At 64.0% G+C, this 15,058-nt stretch carries 12 protein-coding genes; 5 read left to right on the forward strand and 7 right to left on the reverse strand.

The genetic code is table 11. The features are described from left to right. Positions 1–102: 102 nt before the first annotated feature. Positions 103–528, reverse strand: a complete 426-nt coding sequence (locus QA639_RS41335) for a DUF1330 domain-containing protein (protein WP_028335618.1) — start codon at positions 526–528, stop codon at positions 103–105. Between the two features lie 137 nt (positions 529–665). Between QA639_RS41335 and QA639_RS41340 the strand changes: the two genes are divergently transcribed. After that, positions 666–2,924: a transglycosylase domain-containing protein gene (locus QA639_RS41340; RefSeq protein WP_283088903.1), complete on the forward strand. Its 2,259-nt coding sequence runs from the start codon at positions 666–668 to the stop codon at positions 2,922–2,924. Between the two features lie 397 nt (positions 2,925–3,321). Here the strand turns inward: QA639_RS41340 and QA639_RS41345 are convergent, their stop codons facing one another. The 4 genes from QA639_RS41345 to QA639_RS41360 all read right to left on the reverse strand — a co-directional run bounded on the left by QA639_RS41345 (position 3,322) and on the right by QA639_RS41360 (position 7,444). Further along, positions 3,322–4,161, reverse strand: coding sequence for a M48 family metallopeptidase (locus tag QA639_RS41345; protein ID WP_283088904.1), 840 nt, complete (start codon positions 4,159–4,161; stop codon positions 3,322–3,324). Positions 4,162–4,359: 198 nt separating this feature from the next. After that, positions 4,360–5,688 carry a polyhydroxyalkanoate depolymerase gene (locus QA639_RS41350; protein ID WP_028341465.1) on the reverse strand — a complete coding sequence of 443 codons (1,329 nt, stop codon included), beginning with the start codon at positions 5,686–5,688 and terminating at the stop codon, positions 4,360–4,362. Positions 5,689–5,816: 128 nt separating this feature from the next. Further along, positions 5,817–6,641 (reverse strand): ABC transporter permease, encoded by an 825-nt coding sequence (locus QA639_RS41355; protein WP_028335614.1) that lies wholly within the window; start codon positions 6,639–6,641, stop codon positions 5,817–5,819. Then, positions 6,638–7,444 (reverse strand): ABC transporter ATP-binding protein, encoded by an 807-nt coding sequence (locus QA639_RS41360; RefSeq protein WP_283088905.1) that lies wholly within the window; start codon positions 7,442–7,444, stop codon positions 6,638–6,640. Before QA639_RS41360 ends, QA639_RS41355 begins: the two co-directional genes overlap by 4 nt. Positions 7,445–7,549: 105 nt before the next feature. Here QA639_RS41360 and QA639_RS41365 point away from each other — a divergent pair, with 105 nt between their 5' ends. Together QA639_RS41365 and QA639_RS41370 are read left to right on the forward strand one after the other, a co-directional pair. Continuing rightward, complete coding sequence (locus QA639_RS41365) at positions 7,550–8,869, forward strand: ActS/PrrB/RegB family redox-sensitive histidine kinase (protein ID WP_050383352.1); 1,320 nt, start codon at positions 7,550–7,552, stop codon at positions 8,867–8,869. Positions 8,870–9,003: 134 nt separating this feature from the next. Further along, complete coding sequence (locus QA639_RS41370; protein ID WP_016845514.1) at positions 9,004–9,558, forward strand: ActR/PrrA/RegA family redox response regulator transcription factor; 555 nt, start codon at positions 9,004–9,006, stop codon at positions 9,556–9,558. Between the two features lie 248 nt (positions 9,559–9,806). Here the strand turns inward: QA639_RS41370 and QA639_RS41375 are convergent, their stop codons facing one another. Beyond that, a complete protein-coding gene (locus QA639_RS41375) occupies positions 9,807–10,292 on the reverse strand; it encodes an MmcB family DNA repair protein (RefSeq protein ID WP_283088906.1) in 486 nt (161 codons plus the stop codon). A gap of 206 nt (positions 10,293–10,498) precedes the next feature. Here QA639_RS41375 and QA639_RS41380 point away from each other — a divergent pair, with 206 nt between their 5' ends. Both QA639_RS41380 and QA639_RS41385 read left to right on the forward strand, forming a co-directional pair. Then, positions 10,499–11,617 (forward strand): vWA domain-containing protein, encoded by a 1,119-nt coding sequence (locus QA639_RS41380; protein ID WP_157342560.1) that lies wholly within the window; start codon positions 10,499–10,501, stop codon positions 11,615–11,617. Positions 11,618–11,737: 120 nt separating this feature from the next. Further along, a complete protein-coding gene (locus QA639_RS41385; protein WP_283088907.1) occupies positions 11,738–13,438 on the forward strand; it encodes an alpha-amylase family protein in 1,701 nt (566 codons plus the stop codon). Here the strand turns inward: QA639_RS41385 and QA639_RS41390 are convergent. Further along, on the reverse strand, positions 13,426–15,033 hold the full coding sequence (locus tag QA639_RS41390; protein WP_283088908.1) for an alpha-amylase family glycosyl hydrolase: 1,608 nt from the start codon (positions 15,031–15,033) through the stop codon (positions 13,426–13,428). The two genes, QA639_RS41385 and QA639_RS41390, sit on opposite strands and share 13 nt — an antisense overlap. Positions 15,034–15,058: the final 25 nt, after the last annotated feature.

The following is a 15,058-nucleotide window of genomic DNA, read 5'->3' on the forward strand; positions in this document are numbered from 1 at the left end:
TGCCGGGCCTGACCCGGCAATCCATCAAATTGAGAAGGCTCTTCTCTGATGGATGCGCGGGTCAAGCCCGCGCATGACGATATCGGCCGACGGCCGACATCGTCACTCCGGAATTTCGCCGAAATTCTTGCCGACCGGCAGCACGGCATGGCGGATCAGGCGCGAATCGTCCACCGCGGCCTGGCGGTGCTTCACGGCCTCACGATAGACGGGATCGCGGATCATCTCGACGAAGGCGGCGACGCTTGGATATTCCGCGATGAAGCAGTGATCCCAGCGCTCCTCCTGCGGACCGATCAGCATCAGCTCGAAGCGGCCTTGCCAGACGATGCGGCCGCCGAGCCGTTCGAACACCGGCCCGCTCTCGCGGCCATAGGCCGCATAAGCCTCCGCGCCGGTGGCCTTGCGGCCGTCGGGATAGGCGGCCCATTCGCGCAGGCGCACCAGGTTGAGCATGTGGATCGGGCCCGGCCGGTTGTTGTCCCGGAATTGCGCGAAGACGTCCTTGGTCGGATCGATATGGCCCATGCGGTGCTCCTTCGTTTCTTGTTCCGTCTATATGTAGCACGCGCTGCCTCACCTCCTAATCCCCCGTTAAGCTTTGCGTAACCGCCCCTTAAACCGGGAACGCTAGCGTGCGCCCTGTTAGGGTGTGAGCGTTGCGGATGGCGTGGGGACGTAAAAAAGGCGGTGCGCGCAAGGAGCCGCTGTTCGGGCTGCCGGCCGCGCTTGCCGACCTCAGACTGTCGCCCTCCGACCGCATTCCCGGCGGCGGCGACGACAAGCCCGCGAAGTCCAAACCCAAAAGCAGCGACAAGGGCGGCGATTCCGGTAGCGAGAAACCGCGCCCGTCGCGCGGCGGCAGCAAGCGGCGCAGCAAGTCGCGGGGCTTCGGCATCGGCCGCCTGTTCTATTGGACCGCGGTGCTCGGCCTGTGGGCCGGCATTGCGGTGATCGGTGTCGTGGTGTGGGTCGGCGCGCATCTGCCGCCGATCCAGTCGCTGGAGATTCCCAAGCGCCCGCCGACGATCCAGATCGTCGGCATCGACGGCAGCGTGCTGGCGCAGCGCGGCGAAATGGCCGGCGCCAACATCGCGTTGAAGGATCTGCCGCCCTATCTGCCGAAGGCCTTCATCGCGATCGAGGACCGCCGCTTCTATTCGCATTACGGCGTCGACCCGGTCGGCATCCTGCGCGCGGCGGTGACCAACCTGCTGCACCGCGGCGTCTCGCAGGGCGGCTCGACGCTAACCCAGCAGCTCGCCAAGAACCTGTTCCTGACCCAGGAGCGCACCATGCAGCGCAAGCTGCAGGAGGCCGAGCTCGCGCTCTGGCTGGAGCGCAAGCATTCCAAGAACGAGATCCTCGAGCTCTATCTCAACCGGGTCTATTTCGGGTCCGGCGCCTATGGCGTCGAGGCCGCAGCGCAGCGCTATTTCGGCAAGTCGGCGAAGAGCGTCACGCTGCCGGAAGCCGCGATGCTGGCCGGCCTCGTCAAGTCGCCGTCGCGGCTGGCGCCAAACCGCAACCCGGAAGGCGCCGAGCAGCGCGCGCAGGTCGTGCTGGCGGCGATGGCCGATGCCAAGTTCATCACAGAGACACAGGCCAAGGCTTCGATCGGCCAGCCCTCGATTGCGGTGAAGCCGGCCGGCGCCGGCACCGTGAACTATGTCGCCGACTGGATCGGCGAAGTGCTCGACGATCTGGTCGGCCAGATCGACCAGGACATCGTGGTGCAGACCACGATCGATCCGAAGCTGCAGAACGTCGCCGAAGCCGCCATCATCGATGAGCTCGCCGCCAAGAGCGTGAAGTTCAATGTCAGCCAGGGCGCGCTGGTGGCGATGACGCCGGACGGCGCGGTGCGCGCCATGGTCGGCGGCCGAAACTACTCGGAGAGCCAGTACAATCGCGCGGTCACCGCGAAGCGGCAGCCGGGCTCGGCGTTCAAGCCGTTCGTCTATCTCACCGCGGTCGAAGCAGGACTGACGCCGGACACCATCCGCACCGACGCGCCGCTCGACATCAAGGGCTGGAAGCCGGAGAACTACACCCACGAATATTTCGGCTCGGTGACGTTGACCCAAGCGCTGGCGATGTCGCTGAACACGGTCGCGGTGCGGCTCGGCGTCGAGGTCGGCGCCAAGAACGTGGTGCGCACCGCGCACCGGCTCGGCATCTCCTCCAAGCTGGAGCCCAACGTCTCGATCGCGCTCGGCACCTCGGAAGTTTCCGTGATCGAACTGGTTGGCGCCTATGCGCCGTTCGCCAATGGCGGCTACGCCATCTCGCCGCATGTGGTGACCAAGATCAAGACCAGCTCGGGCAAGCTGCTCTATGACCGACCGACCGATCCGCCCAACCAGGTAATCGAGCCGCGCTACGATTCGATGATGAACAGCATGATGCGCGAGACGCTGATCTCGGGCACCGCGCGCAAGGCGGAGATCCCGGGCTGGACCGCCGCAGGCAAGACCGGCACCAGCCAGGATTATCGCGACGCCTGGTTCATCGGCTACACCGCCAAGCTCGTCACCGGCGTGTGGCTCGGCAATGACGACAATTCACCGACCAAGAAGGCGACCGGTGGCGGCCTGCCGGTGGAAGTATGGACCCGTTTCATGAAGGCGGCGCATCAGGGCGTGCCGGTCGCCGCGATCCCGAACTCGCAAGGCAGTTGGGGACCGGCGAACCTGATGCAGATCTCGTCACAGGTCACCGCGCCGGCAGCGCCGGCGGGACCGATGCAGATTCAGCCACCGATGCAGGCATCGCAGCCGCCCGCGCCGGTACCATCCGGCGGCAGCTATTATCGCCCGCCCCCGCCGACGCCGGCCCGCGCCTCGGCGCCACCCAACCCGAACGCGCGGCCCGAGGCTGCGGCTGGACTTGACGGCTGGCTGGCGGATCGGTTGTTTCGGTAGGCGCTAAAGCATGATCCGGAAAAGTGCGAAGCGGTTTTCCGAAAAGATCATGCTCAAACAAAGAGCTAAGGCGCGATGACGATTCAACCTAACTCATCGCGCTTTAGTCCGACAAATCAGATCAATTCGTAGCCCGGATGAAGCGAAGCGAAATCCGGGACCAGTCACCCCACCAATGAGAGCTGCCCCGGATTGCGCTGCGCTCCATCCGGGCTACGCACCGCGCCTTTCATTTATGTTCAAGCCGTCATCCCCCGGGCATGCGGGGGATCCAGTACGCCGTGGCCTATCGGTTGAACACGAATGCCTCCGGAATACTGGATCGCCCGCTTTCGCGGGCGGTGATAGGAGGCGGCGAAGACAGTGCGTAGGTTCGGTAGACCGGCGCTGCTGCGCCCTACTCCTGAATCCCGTAGCGGTGCAGGTCGTTGCCGTAGGTATCGAGCCAGTGCTTGGCGCGCGTCACCGACGCGCAGACCTTGTCGACCACCCGCCAGAACCGCGCCGAGTGGTTCATCTCGACGAGATGAGCGACCTCATGCGCGGCGAGGTAATCGAGCACGAAGGGCGGCGCCAGGATCAGCCGCCACGAGAACGACAGCGAACCCGCCGAGGTGCACGAGCCCCAGCGGCTGGACTGATCGCGGATCGAGATCCGGCGTACCCGCACGCCGAGTTCCGCGGCATGAAGCTGCGCCGCCTTCTGCAGGTCCTTGCGCGCCTCGCGCTTGAGGAAGTCGTGCACGCGGCGATCCATGTACTCGACGCCGCCGGCGACGCAAATGATCTTCTCGCCGCTGTCGCGCGTCTCGGTCCACACCGTGCCGCGCTCGCCCGAGCGGTGCACCAGGCGATGCGGCACGCCGCGCAACGGCACGACGGTGCCGGGCTGGAACGGCGCGGCCTTCGGCAGACGGCCGAGACGGGCGGCGATCCAGCCGCCATGGAGATTGGCGAAGTCCTTGGCTTCCGGAATCGTGCCGCGCGGCGGCATCGTCAGGATCGCTTCACGATCGGTCGGATGTATCCTGAGTGTGTAACGGCGCGCGCGCCTGTGCCGGCGCAACCTGACGGTGAAGAACTGGGAGCCGTGTCTGACCAATACGGTCGCGGGTTCGGCAGGCCGCCGATAGAGGAGCGCGCGAGTAGCCATTTCTGAGAGTCCGGGGAGCAGGAGTTCGCCCGAACTTTGCCATATCCGCCGCCAGGGAAAGCGCTCGGCGCAAAAACAAATCATTTGCCCAATATACAGGGGCTGGACGTTAATTGACCTCTACAGGCAGGGGCTGGAACCCGAATTTTTCCGATGAATCAAGATTACGAAAAAGGCCCAAAGAATGAAATTATATTCATCCTTTGAGCCCACTCTGATTTGAGATTCTTTTAGTTAAATCAGTGACTTGTGCGACCGCGAAAATCGCGGCCGGGGCGATACCTATTCGGCTGCAGCGACCAGGGAAAGCCGCGTATTGGCCGCCGAAACCATGAAATCGGAGATTCGCGGCACGATTTCGGACCGGAAACGCGAACCGTTGAACACGCCATAGTGCCCGACGCCCTTCTGCACGTAATGCACCCGGCGATGGTTCGGGATCGCGGTGCAGAGCGCGTGCGTCGCCTCGGTTTGGCCAAGACCTGAGATGTCGTCCTTCTCGCCTTCGACCGTCATCAGCGCGACGCGGCGGATCTTCGACGGATCGACCGGCTTGCCGCGATGGGTCATCTCGCCCTTTGGCAGCGCGTGCTTGACGAAAACGAGGTCGACGGTCTGCAGGTAATATTCGGCGGTGAGATCCATCACCGCGAGATACTCGTCATAGAATTCGCGGTGCTTGTCGACGAGATCGCCGTCACCCTTGACCAGATTGGCGAACAGCGCCTTGTGCGCGTCCATGTGCCGGTCGAGGTTCATGCTGATGAAGCCGTTGAGCTGCAGGAAGCCCGGATAGACGTCACGCATCACGCCAGGATGCGGGAACGGCACTTTGGTGATGACATTGTTGCGGAACCACTCGATGCCGCGCTCTTCCGCGAGGTTGTTGACCGCGGTCGGATTGCGCCTGGTGTCGATCGGGCCGCCCATCAGCGTCATCGACAGCGGCACGAACGGATCGTTATTGGCTTCCATCACCGAAACGGCTGCCACGACAGGCACCGAAGGTTGGCACACCGCGATGACGTGCATATTGCCACCGAGCGCGTGCAGCATCTCGATCAGGTAATCGACATAATCCTCGAGATCGAACCGGCCGGCCGCGAGTGGCACCATGCGCGCATCGGCCCAGTCGGTGATGTAGACCTCATGCGTCGGCAGGAACGCCTCGACCGTGCCGCGCAGCAGCGTCGCATAGTGGCCCGACATCGGCGCCACGATCAGCACGCGCGGCTGCGGCGAGCGCAGCGGACGGGTCAACTTGCGATCGAAATGCAGCAGGCGGCAGAACGGCTTTTCCCAGATCGAGCGAACCTCGACCGGGGTACGGATGCCGTTGACCTCGGTGGTCGGCAGGTTCCATTCGGGCTTGCCGTAGCGGCGCGTGGTGCGCTCGAACAGCTCACAGCCGGCGGCGATCGATTTGCCGAACTCGGTGTGCGTCCACGGATTGAGCGGGTTCTGAAACAGGATCTTGGTGGCGTCGGTCACCGCGCGCACCGGATTGAGCGACGCATGCGCCATCTCGTACATCCAGTACAACGGCGTCGTGAGTGCCGGGCTGCCTTCCGCCGCTAGTGGCGGGGCACCGCCAAATTCACCGATGGGCATAGTATTTTCAGACCCCTGTTTTGCGCCGCAGCATACTGACCAATGCGTAACAATGCGTCAATGCGCCGCGAGCCGAATCTGGGGGCGATATCGGGCTAAAAGGCCGAGAATCCACGGGAAAGTGACATTTATTCACCACCGCCGAGCAGCGACCCGTTGCGCTTGGCGCTCTGCAAAAGGGCAAGGAAGATCGCAAAAGAGGCAGCGAACAGGACCGCGTTGATGACCAGCGCCCACGCCATCAGGTCGGCGCGGAAGACGTGATCGATCAGCAGCGAGCGCATGCCTTCGAACACATAGGTCGGCGGCAACGTCCAGGCGACAGCTTGCAGCCACGCCGGCAGCACCTCGACCGGATAATAGATGCAGGCGAGTGGCATCACCGCGAACATCAGCGTCCAGACGATGCTTTCCGCTCCTAACCCGTTGCGCAGCACGAGGCCCGAGGCGAACACGCCGACCGACCAGCTCGTGAAGATCAGATTGCAGAAGAACGCGATCAGCGGCAGCCCGATGGCGTAGAAGTTGAAGCCGAAAAAGAACAGCGCCAGCAGCGTCATCGGGATCACGCCGATGGCGAGCCGGATCAGGCTCATGATCATCAGCGAGAGCAGGAATTCGATCGGCTTCAGCGGGCTCATCATCAGGTTGCCGAGGTTGCGCGCCCACATCTCCTCCAGGAACGAGATCGAGAAGCCGAGCTGCCCCCGGAACAGGATGTCCCACAGGATCACGGCGCCGATCAGCGTGCCGCCCGCCTTGGCGAAGAAGCCGGATGCCTGCGAGATGTAATTCTGCAGGAAGCCCCAGGTGATGATCTGCAACGCCGGCCAGTAGACCAGCTCCAGCAGCCGCGGCCACGACGACATCAGGAGATACCAATAGCGCAGCACCATCGCATTGATGCGTTGCAGTGAAATGGCGTGCTGGTGCTGGCTGACGAGTTCACTCATGATGTGCCCTCAGGCGCGCCTTCCCGCACCCGGCCGCGCGCCACGTCGAGAAACACCTCTTCCAGCGTGTCGCGGTTGTAGCGCGCCATGATCCGCTCGGGGCTGTCGTCGTCCTCGATCTTGCCGCGCTTCATGATGATGACGCGGTCGCAGAGGCGCTCGACCTCCAGCATGTTGTGTGACGCCAGCAGGATGGTCGCGTTATGGGTCTTGCGATAGGTCTCGAGATGCTGCCGCACCCAGTCGGCGGTATCCGGGTCGAGCGAGGCGGTCGGCTCGTCGAGCAGCAGCAGATCGGGTTCGTTGATCAGCGCCTTCGCCAGCGCGACGCGGGTCTTCTGCCCGGCGGAGAGCTTGCCGTTGGAGCGGTCGAGGAATTCCTTGAGATCGAGATCGTCGGCGAGCTGGTCGATCCGCTCACGCAAATGCTGCACGGCATAGAGGCGGCCGAAAATGGTCAGGTTCTGCCGCACCGTGAGCCGCATCGGCATGTCGACATAGGGGCTTTCGAAGTTCATCCGGCCGAGCACGTCGTAGCGCTGCTCGGGGATTCTTGCACCGAGCACCTCGACGCTGCCCGAGGTCGGCAGCACCAGGCCCATGATCATCGCGATCGTCGTGGTCTTGCCGGCACCGTTGCCGCCGAGCAGGCCGGTGATGCTGCCGCGCGCGATGCGGAACGAAATGTCGTCGACCGCGCGGGTGGTCTTGTAGACCTTGACCAGATGCGCGACGTCGATCGCGGCCGATCCGCCCTGATCGACCGCCGGCGATTGCGCCTGACCTGTCCCGACCTGTTGCATGTGGCCGTCATTGAGCCATTGCGACAATAAGCGCAAGGCTTGCCCTGCATCGTTGCGCTAAGTCGCGAATTTGTGCGCCGCCCACGGCACAGCTAAGGTCCCGGCATGACCGACGTCGCTTCCGATTTCCGCCAACCCCGCCGCTATGTCCGCCTGGATACGATCCTGCGGCTGCGCTGGCTCGCCGCGCTCGGCCAGCTCGTCGCCATCTTCATCGTGGCGCAGGGACTCGAATTCGACGTTCCGATCGTTCCATGCGTCACCATCGTGACGTTCTCGGCGCTGCTCAATCTGGCGCTGCAGATCGCCTTCAACCCGATGCAGCGGCTGGAGCCGGTCTATGCCGCGGCCCTGCTCGCGTTCAACATCGTCGAGCTCGGCGGGCTCCTGTACTTCACCGGCGGATTGCAGAACCCGTTCTCGTTCCTGTTCCTGGCGCCGGTCCTGATCTCGGCCACCGTGCTGCCGATCCGGCTGACGATCGCGCTCGGCTGTCTTGCGGTCGCCTGCGCCTCCGCGCTGTTCTTCTACCATCTGCCGCTGCCCTGGGATGCCGACGATCCCTTGGTGCTGCCGCCGATCTATCTGATCGGCGTCTGGCTTTCGATCCTGCTCGCGATCGGTGTCACCAGCCTTTACGCATTCCAGGTGACCGAGGAGGCGCGCCAGCTCTCCGACGCGCTCGCGGCGACCGAACTGGTGCTGACGCGCGAGCAGCATCTGACCCAGCTCGACGGCCTCGCCGCCGCTGCCGCGCACGAACTCGGCACGCCGCTGTCGACGATCTTCCTGATCTCGCGCGAGCTCGAGAAGACGGTGCATGACCAGGCGATCGCCGGCGACCTCAAGACCCTGCGCGAGCAGGCGCAGCGCTGCCGCGACATCCTGAGCAAGATCGCGCAATTGTCATCGAGCGGTGCGCCGTTCGACACCATGAAGCTGTCGACCCTGATCGAGGAGGCGGTGGCGCCGCATCGCGATTTCGGCATCAACATCAAGGTGCGGCTTGCTGTCGCAGCAACGCCTGAACCGGTCGCCGCGCGCAATCCGGCGATCCTTTATGGCGTCGGAAACATTCTCGAAAATGCGGTCGATTTCGCGCACCAGACCGTCGAGGTGAACGCGTGGTGGAACGCGGAGACCGTTGAGGTCGTCGTCTCCGACGACGGTCCGGGCATCGCGCCCGACATGCTGAAGCGGATCGGCGAACCGTATCTGTCACGCCGCCGGGGTGCGGATGAGGCCCAAAACCCACGTGGGGGCCTCGGTCTGGGCGTTTTCATCGCAAGGACGCTGCTGGAACGTACCGGCGCCAAGGTGTCGTTTACCAATCGCACCTTTCCCGATCACGGCGCCGTGGTGCAGATCGTCTGGCCGCGCGAGCGCTTCGAGGAAGCCGCGCCGGGCGACGAAACCGAATCCTGAGAACGATTCTTAATCGCAACTCTGGCATTACGGATGCATTGTTCTCTCCAGACAAGCACGCGACTTTCGGCTGCCTTGGCAGCGCCACGGTAGAACCCCATATTGTTGGTGTCTGCCACAGGGAAAAATGGACCGTGAACGCCATCACTGAACTGAATGACCATGCCGACCGCTCGCTCCTCATCGTCGAGGACGACAAGCCGTTCCTGGAACGTCTGTCGCGCGCGATGGAGACGCGGGGTTTCGCGGTGAAGTCATGCGACACGGTATCTGATGGTCTCGCCGAGATCGGCCGCGCCGCGCCCGCTTTCGCGGTGGTCGACCTCCGCCTCGGCGACGGCAACGGCCTCGACGTCGTTTCGGCGTTGAAGCGTAAGCGCCCCGAGGCGCGCGCGATCGTGCTCACCGGCTACGGCAACATCGCCACCGCCGTCACCGCGGTGAAGATGGGCGCCGTCGATTATCTCTCGAAGCCCGCCGACGCCGATGACGTCGTCGCCGCGCTGCTCGCGACCGGCACCGAGAAGTCCGAGCTGCCGGCCAATCCGATGTCGGCGGACCGCGTGCGCTGGGAGCACATCCAGCGCATCTACGAGATGTGCAACCGCAACGTCTCGGAGACCGCGCGCCGTCTCAACATGCACCGCCGTACCTTGCAGCGCATCCTCGCCAAGCGCGCCCCGCGCTAAGCGACGCTTCATTTGTTTTCGCGATGGCCGGGCTCGTCCCGGCCATTTGCTTTTCGTCGCTTCGTAGGGTGGGTAGAGCGAAGCGAAGCGAAACCCACCAACTTCACGCCGCGGCGACAAGTGATGGGTTTCGCTTCGCTCCCCATCAGCCGGGCCGAACCATCCTTCGAGGCTCGCTCCGCTCGCGCCTCCGGCGACAAAGGCGAGGCCTTTGCGCGGGGATGACGGGTTAAGATCGCGTGCTCGCTCTAAAACTCGGCGTGCCCCTGCGGATCGACCAGGCGGTTGATGCGCTGCGCCGCGGCCATGGCAAAGCGCACCGTCATCGCCTTGCGAGTGGCCGCCGGCAGGCGATGCTCCGGCGCCTCGCAATGCAGATGGGCACCATAGGCGTCGGCGATGATCAAACCGGTGTCCTCCGGGAAGATCTCGCACGGCAGATCCTGCGTGAAGGCGAAGAACAGCCGGTCGCAATGCATACGGTAGTCCTGCCATTTCTGATCCGCACGCAGATCCTCGACCGACGACTTGATCTCAACGATCCAGATCTCGCCGCGCTCGTTCAGCGCGACCAGATCGGCTCTTCGGCCGGACGGCAGCGCCAATTCGCTGATGCAGGAAAATCCCAGCGATCTCAGAAGCCTCGCCGTGCCGCGCGCGATCGCAAGCGCGGTCTCTGACTGGCGTCGGTCGGGCGCGGGCACAAGCGCGATCTGGCGGGCGGATGAGTCCATTGCGCGAAGATTAGCCGATTCCACGAGAGCATGATCCGGAAAAGTGGAAGCCGGTTTTCCGCGAAGATCATGCTCCAGCCGATAGAGCGCGGCAGCGCGGGAATCGGCCGCAAATTCGCGAGGAAGGCGCCTTGATTCCGGCCTCAAGCCACCGCGAAGCCGATGGAACCTGGTTCCGAGGGACGAAACCACTGCAGGAGAGACCCATGAGGTCACGCATCACGCTTCGCTCGTTCGTCTTCGCTCTCGCAACCCTGCCACTAACAGCCGGACTGTCATCGGCCATCGCCAAGCCGGTGGTCGAGGTCGCCTTCGTGCTCGATACCACCGGCTCGATGGGCGGATTGATCGAGGGCGCCAAACGGAAGGTCTGGTCGATCGCGACCGCAATCGTCGATTCCAATCCCGACGCCGATATCCGGATGGGCCTCGTCGCCTATCGCGACATCGGCGACGACTATGTGACCCGGAAGGTCGAGCTGACGCGCGACATCCAGGATCTCTACGGCAATCTGCTGGAATTGAAGGCGCGCGGCGGCGGCGACTGGCCGGAGAGCGTCAACGAAGCGCTCGACGTCGCCGTCAACAAGATGCAGTGGACGCAAGGCCGCGACAGCACACGCATCGTTTTTCTGGTCGGCGACGCCCCGCCGCACATGGACTATGCGCAGGACACCAAATACCCGGTCACGCTCGCCGTCGCCAAGCAACGCGACATCGTCGTCAACGCCGTGCTCGCCGGCAACGCTCAGGATACCGAGCGGGTGTGGCGCGATATCGCGCAGAACGGCAACGGCGAGTTCATCCCGATCCCGCAGGATGGCGGCCAGATCGTGACCATCGAAACGCCGTTCGACGAGGACATCATCATCCTGCAGCGCCAGATCAACGGCACCGTGATTCCCTACGGTCCGCGCGCACTGCAGAAGCGAACGGAATCCAAGGCCCAGCAGCTGGCGAGCGTCGCCGCGGCTTCGCCGGCCCGCGCGTCGGAGATGGCAAGCTTCATCAACAAGCGCGCCAAGGCGACGTCGGAGGCGGTCACCGGCGACGGTGATCTGGTCGCCGACGTCGCGGCCGGCCGCAACGATGTGGCAAAGGTCAGGAAGGAGGATCTGCCAGACAAGCTCCGCGCCATGAAGCCGGAAGCGCGCAGCGCCGAGATCGACAAGCAGATCACCCAGCGCAAGGCGCTGAACGAGAAGCTCGCCGAGCTGGTCGCCAAGCGCGACAAATACGTCGCCGAGCACCGCAAGAGCGCGCCGAAGGCTTCATCGTTCGATCGCGTGGTCGAGGACACGCTGAAGGCGCAGATCAAGCGGTAGTCAGCCGGCACGGAGCGTCGTCCGGCTCCCTTGCGGGACGGCGCTCCACAGGAACCCGTCGCCGCCTCACCGCTTATCCTCCCGGCCGCCGTCACGGGTGGGACTGGAGAGGATTGCCTGGTGATCGACGACCTCTGGTACAAGAACGGAGTGATCTACTGCCTGTCGGTTGGCACCTACATGGATGCCAACGGCGATGGCATCGGTGATTTCAGCGGCCTGCTCCGGCGCCTGGACTATTTGCACGGGCTCGGCATCACCGCGATCTGGCTGATGCCGTTTCAGCCTTCGCCCAACAGGGACGATGGCTACGACATCTCGGATTATTACGACGTCGATCCGCGCTACGGCACGCTGGGCGACTTCGTTGAATTTACCCATGGCTGCCAACAGCGCGGCATCCGCGTCATCATCGACCTCGTCGTCAATCATACCTCGGATCAGCACGCCTGGTTTCGATCAGCGCGCGGCTCGAAGGACTCGCCGTACCGCGACTGGTATGTCTGGTCGGACAAGAAGCCTGCCAATGCCAATACCGGCATGGTATTTCCCGGCGTTCAGAAATCGACCTGGACGCGCGACAAGCAAGCCGGCGCCTGGTACTTCCATCGCTTCTACGATTTCCAGCCGGACCTCAACACATCGAACCCGCATGTGCAGGCCGAGATCCTCAAGATCATGGGGTTCTGGATCCAGCTCGGCGTCTCGGGCTTCCGCATGGACGCCGTGCCCTTCGTGATCGCGACCAAGGGCGCCTCCAGGCGCAAGCCGGTCGAGCAGTACGACATGCTGCGATCGTTTCGGGAATTCCTGCAATGGCGCCAGGGCAACGCCATCATCCTCGCCGAAGCCAACGTATTGCCTGAGACGGACATGGAATATTTCGGGCGTGACGGCGACCGAATGCACATGATGTTCAACTTCCATGTCAATCAGCATCTGTTCTACGCGTTGGCGTCGGCGGATACGAAGCCGTTGGCGAAGGCCTTGACGGCGACCAAGCCACGGCCCGCGACCGCACAATGGGGCTTGTTCCTGCGCAATCACGATGAACTCGACCTCGGCCGCCTCTCCAAGCCGCAGCGCGAGACGGTGTTCGAGGCATTCGGTCCCGACAAGAGCATGCAGCTCTACGACCGCGGCATCCGGCGACGGCTTGCGCCCATGCTGGGCGGCGACCGCCGACGCATCGAGCTCGCCTACAGCGTGATGTGCACGCTTCCCGGCACGCCCGTGATCCGCTACGGCGACGAACTCGGCATGGGCGACAATCTCGACCTGCCCGAACGCAGTTGCGCGCGCACGCCGATGCAATGGTCGACCGAGCCCCACGCCGGCTTCACCGAAAGCGACCGGCCATGTGTGCCCGTCATCGACAATGGACCGTACGGCTATGAGCACGTCAACGCGGCCAAGCAACGGCGCGATCCCAATTCGATGCTGAATTGGACCGAGCGCATCGTCCGGATGCGCAAGGAAGTCCCCGAAGTCGGCTGGGGAGATTTCAAGGTCATCGCAAGCCGAAATCCCGCCATCCTGATCATCCGGTACGACTGGCGTAACAACTCGGTGCTGTTCGTGCACAATTTCGCGGAAAAGCCGCTCGAGATATCCTTCGACGTCGGGCTGCCCGACGATGCCGGCAATCTCCTCGTCAATCTCCTGACCGAGGACCACAGCCGCGCCGACGATGCCGGTCGCCACAAGCTTCTGATCGAGGCCTACGGCTATCGCTGGTACCGGGTCGGCGGGCTCGATTATCTGCTCAAGCGCAGCGACATCGATACCAACGAGCCCCGCACGCGGCGTCAATCGTCCTGATGCGGCCCAAGGATCACGCCCTCATTGGCGCGTAGATCGAGCACGCCTTCGACCTTCTCGCCCTGCCGGTCCATCAAGGTCGACAGCAGAACCTCGTTGCTGAAGCCGATCGCGCTCGACGAGACCGACGCCGGCGCCGCGCCGAAATTCAGCGCGATCACGGCGACGCCCTCAGTGCTGCGCCGCCGGTAGAGCAGCACATCGCCGTGCGCCGCCACCGGCTCATAGCTGCCATGGATGAGCTGCGGCAGCCTTCGCCGCAGCGCGATCAGCGCCTTGTAGAGATTGAGGATCGACGCCGGCTCCGCCTCGAGGCTTGCGACATTGTCGCTGGCAAAATCCTGCGCCAGCGGCAGCCACGGCGGAGCCGTCGAGAAGCCGGCATGGCGCTCGGCGCTCCATTGCATCGGCGTACGGCAGCCGTCGCGGCCGACGCCGATGCCAGGCACGTTCTTCTCGAAGGGATCGCGCACCTGATCCGGCGCGATCGCAACCTGGCGCATGCCGATCTCGTCGCCATAATAGAGCGTCGGCGTGCCGCGCAGCGTCAGCAGCAGCATCGCGGCGACCGGCGCCTGCGCCGGCCCCACCCGGCTCGCCACCCGCGGCCGGTCGTGATTGCCGAGCACCCAGTTCGGCCACGCGCCCGGCGGCAGCGCCTTTTCGTAGTCGGCGATGATCATCTCGACCGCGCGCGCGCTCCACAAGGTCGACAGCAGCGCGAAGTTGAACGGCATCTGCGCGCCGCGCAGATCGTTGCCGTAATAGGCGACCAGCCGATGCAGCGGCAGATAGATCTCGCCGATCAGCACGCGGTTGTCGAATTCCTCGGTGACGCCGCGCATCTCGGTGATGACGGAGTGCACCTCGAGCTGATCGGTCGAATATTGCGTCAGCAGCTTCTCGTGCGGCGGCCGGCCCTCGCGATAATGCGGGTTTGCCGGGTTATCGCGGAAGTCGGCATCCTTGATCAGGTGCCAGATCACGTCGACGCGAAAACCGTCGACGCCCTTGCGCAGCCAGAAGCGCATCACGTCGTAGATCGCGTCCCTGACCTCGCGATTGCGCCAGTTGAGATCGGGCTGCTGCGCGAGGAAGGCGCGATAATAGTATTGGCCTGAGGTCTCGTCATACGCCCAGGCGCTGCCGCCGAACTCGGACAGCCAGTTGTTGGGCGGGCCGCCGTCCGGCGCCGGATCGCGCCAGATGTACCAGTCTCGCTTGGGATTGTCGCGCGAGCTCTTCGCCTCGATGAACCAGGGATGCTGGTCGGATGTGTGGTTCGGCACCAGATCGAGGATCAGCTTGAGACCGGAATCGTGCGCGGCCGCGACCAGCGCGTCGAAATCCTCCATCGTCCCGAACAGCGGGTCGATGCCGGTGTAATCGGAGATATCGTAACCGAAATCGGCCATCGGCGACGGGAAGATCGGCGACAGCCAGACCGCGTCGACGCCGAGCCGCGTCAGATAGGGCAGCCGCGTGATGATCCCCTTGAGATCGCCGACGCCGTCACCGTCGCTATCCGCGAACGAGCGCGGATAGACCTGATAGAAAATGCCGCGTCGCCACCAGTCCCTGTTGTCCTGATCCATCCCGTCCCCCCAAGCTCGCAGCCCG

The sequence above is a fragment of the Bradyrhizobium pachyrhizi genome (genome assembly GCF_029714545.1).
Classification (GTDB): Bacteria; Pseudomonadota; Alphaproteobacteria; order Rhizobiales; family Xanthobacteraceae; genus Bradyrhizobium; species Bradyrhizobium pachyrhizi.